Here is a 619-nt window from a genome sequence, read left to right as displayed (position 1 = left end):
GTAGACCATGCGCTACAACTACCGGTACAGGCTCAAACCGACCGACGAACTCCACGAGCGGTTAGCGTGGACCGTCGATACCTGCCGGCAGGTCTATAACCACTTCCTTCACCGACTCAACAGAGTGGACGGAACCTCCGCCTACTCCGAGCAGAAGTTCCTCCCGGACCTCAAACGGGAGTGGACAGACTTGCAGGACGTTCACTCGAAGGTGCTTCAGAAAGTCGTACAACGTCTGTACGACAACCTGTCGACACTGAAGGGTCGGAAGGACAACGGCTACCGCGTCGGAGAGCTGCGGTGGAAAGCCCCGCAGGAATACCGTTCGATCAAGTACAGTCAAACCGGCTTCAAGCTCAACAACACGAGCGGTCGGCCTGTACTCTCTCTTTCCAAGATCGGCGACGTTCCGATGGTCTACCACCGCGAGGTCCCGGACGACGCCACGATCAAGGAGGTCGTCGTCAAGCAGGAACCGACCGGCGAGTGGTTCGCCGTCCTCGGAATCGAAACCGAGAACGACGCGCCACCGAAGCCCGAGAATCCCGAGAAATGCATCGGAATCGACGTGGGTATCCTGAAGTACGCCCACGACAGCGACGGGACCGCCGTCGAAGGC

Annotated in this window: 1 protein-coding gene; it reads left to right on the top strand. The window is 59.1% G+C overall.

The features are described from left to right. Positions 1-7 precede the first annotated feature (7 nt). On the top strand, positions 8-619 hold a 612-nt coding region (locus tag ACEWFR_RS23770; protein WP_374063349.1), incomplete at its 3' end, for an RNA-guided endonuclease InsQ/TnpB family protein.

The organism is Natrinema sp. H-ect4, from assembly GCF_041894845.1.
Classification (GTDB): domain Archaea; phylum Halobacteriota; class Halobacteria; order Halobacteriales; family Natrialbaceae; genus Natrinema.
Note: the sequence above shows the minus strand (reverse complement) of the source record. Positions and strands in the feature narration are given on the sequence as shown.